This is a genomic window from Desulfuromonas sp., from assembly GCA_002869615.1.
Classification (GTDB): Bacteria; Desulfobacterota; Desulfuromonadia; order Desulfuromonadales; family UBA2294; genus BM707.
Genome location: PKUH01000028.1, coordinates 1 through 2,523 on the forward strand (window position 1 = coordinate 1; position 2,523 = coordinate 2,523).

Genomic DNA, 2,523 nt, shown 5'->3' on the forward strand with positions numbered 1-2,523 from the left:
ACGTGGGAACAACGCTCCGGTGACCCTCTTTGGGGGTCACCGGCACCGCCCCCTCTGGGGGCGCCTTTAAAGCCCCGTCCTCTGGGCGGGGTTTTTTACCCCGGCAGATAAAACTGGTCGTCTGCAGTATCCTCTGCGCACTTCATCCCGCGTTGCAGCAACTGCTTCGCCCCCCATCTCATCTTGTGCTCACCCGGTTGTATCGACGACCTTGTGTCCTGTCCAATCTCCTCAATCTCCCGGCTCGCTGTTTGGGCGATAGCCCGCAATACCGATTTTAATCTTTTACTTTTTTTGTCTGCGCCGATTTTTTGATAAACTGTTCCCGTACACTATTAAGGGAGAATGCAGATGCACGAGGCGCGGTTCTGGGAAAAAGAGCAGGGCAACGCTGTCCGCTGTAAGCTGTGCCGGTTCTACTGTCACATCGCCATGGGCAAGCGCGGGCTTTGCGGGGTTCGTGAAAACCGGGACGGTATTCTTTATTCGCGGGTTTATGGCCGCAGCGTCGCCAGCAATGTTGATCCGATTGAAAAGAAGCCGCTCTTTCATCTGCTGCCCGGTTCACTGAGCTATTCGGTGGCGACGGTCGGGTGCAATTTCAGTTGCCGGCACTGCCAGAATCACCAGATCGCCCAATGGCCCCGCGAGAAGGATTCGATACCGGGTGAGAACCTGTCCCCGGAGGAGATCGTCAGTCAGGCGGTCAAAGCAGGCTGCCGCAGTATTGCCTATACCTATACCGAACCGACGATATACTTCGAGTACGCTTACGACACGGCAGTGTTGGCGAAAGAAGCGGGTCTGAAAAATATCTTCGTCACCAATGGCTACACTTCGCCGGAAGCCCTGGCGGCGATTGCTCCCTATCTTGACGCCGCCAATGTCGACCTCAAGGGTTTTTCTGATGAATTTTATCGGCAGGTCACCGGGGCCTCTCTGCAGGGTGTTCTTGCGACCCTGAAAGAGTACAAACGGCTCGGCATCTGGACCGAAATCACGACCCTGGTTATTCCGCAGCACAACGATGACGATGAGCAATTGCGGGGCATCGCCTATTTTATTGCGCAGGAGATGGGAGAGGCGACGCCGTGGCACGTGACCGCCTTCTACCCGACCTACAAGATGCTTGACGAGCCGCCGACGCCGGTGGAGGCACTGGCGCGTGCCCGCAAGATCGGGCTCGATGCCGGTCTGCAGTATGTTTATACCGGAAACATCCCGGGGGCTGACGGCGAAAATACCCTCTGCCCGAAATGTAAAAAGGTTGTCGTCGGCCGACACGGTTTTCGTTTGATCGATAATAATCTTAGCGATAATCGGTGTCGCTTCTGCATGGCGCCGATTGACGGGATTTGGCAGTAGTTCATTTACCAGGAATGGAGATTTTTATGAAAGAGTTGATTGCAGGATTCGATCAGGAATTGATCATGATCTGGGGCCTGAAGGTTGTCTATGCCGTGGGCATCTTTATCGTCGGCCTTTTTGTCGCGCGAATTATTTCCGGTTTTATTGGCCGACTCCTCGGCCGCAAAGTCTCCGATGAAGCCCTGCTCAATTTCGTACGCACGGTTGTCTATTCCGTTCTGGTTGTCGTTGTCGTCATTGCCGCCCTCGATCAGCTTGGTGTCGATACGACCTCGCTGGTTGCTGTCGTTGGTGCCGCCGGCCTGGCGGTTGGCCTGGCGCTGAAGGATTCGATGCAGAATGTCGCCTCGGGCATCATGCTGATCATGATGCGTCCTTTCAAGGCTGGTGACTATGTTGAAGCGGGCGGGACGGCCGGGACCGTACAACGAATCGGTCTGTTCACATCAATGTTCACGACTCCCGACAACCGGGAGGTGACCATCCCGAACGGGGCGATAACCGGTGGCAGTATCATTAATTTTTCGGCCCGCGATTCGCGGCGTATCGACCTGGTGTTCGGAGTTCATTACGATGATGACCTCGATAAGGTTCGCCAACTGATCGTCGATGTTCTCAATCGTGAGGCGCGCGTCCTCAAGGACCCGGAACCGGTGATCGCGGTGGCCGAGCTGGCCGACAACAGTGTTAATTTTTACGTGCGTCCCTGGGTCAGTACCAGTGAATATTGGCCGACCCGGTTCGCCCTGATCGAAGCAATGAAAAAAACTTTTGACAGCAACGGCATTACCATCCCGTATCCGCAACGAGATGTCCATCATTTCCAGGAGCCGGCTGTCGGGATGGACTGATTATGGCTCACCTGACCGCGCGCCAATCCTACGTCGATCTAACCGATCGGCTTAACCGTTTTCCGCAGGGTGCTCCGCCTTCGGAACTGCTCTGCCGAATTCTCGGCATGCTCTTCTCCGAGCGCGAAGCGGAACTGGTCTCGAAGTTGCCGATCCGACCGTTTACCGCCGAGATCGCGGCAAAGAACTGGCAGGTCGGGGTCGCCGAAGCGGAGACGGTTCTGCAGGCGTTGGCAGATCGGGCATTGCTGGTCGATATGGAAGTCGATGGCCGGATGGAATATGTGCTGCCGCCGCCAATGGC

General features: G+C 55.9%; 3 protein-coding genes. All 3 read left to right on the plus strand.

The genetic code is table 11. The features are described 5' to 3' along the window. The first annotated feature begins 351 nt into the window (after positions 1–351). Positions 352–1,365, plus strand: a complete 1,014-nt coding sequence (amrS, locus tag C0623_03895; GenBank protein ID PLY02391.1) for an AmmeMemoRadiSam system radical SAM enzyme — start codon at positions 352–354, stop codon at positions 1,363–1,365. 14 nt (positions 1,366–1,379) lie between these two features. Further along, positions 1,380–2,219 carry a mechanosensitive ion channel protein MscS gene (locus C0623_03900; GenBank protein PLY02392.1) on the plus strand — a complete coding sequence of 280 codons (840 nt, stop codon included), beginning with the start codon at positions 1,380–1,382 and terminating at the stop codon, positions 2,217–2,219. A 2-nt stretch (positions 2,220–2,221) separates the two neighbouring features. Further along, positions 2,222–2,523: (Fe-S)-binding protein (locus tag C0623_03905; GenBank protein ID PLY02393.1), on the plus strand; the 302-nt coding region annotated here is incomplete at its 3' end.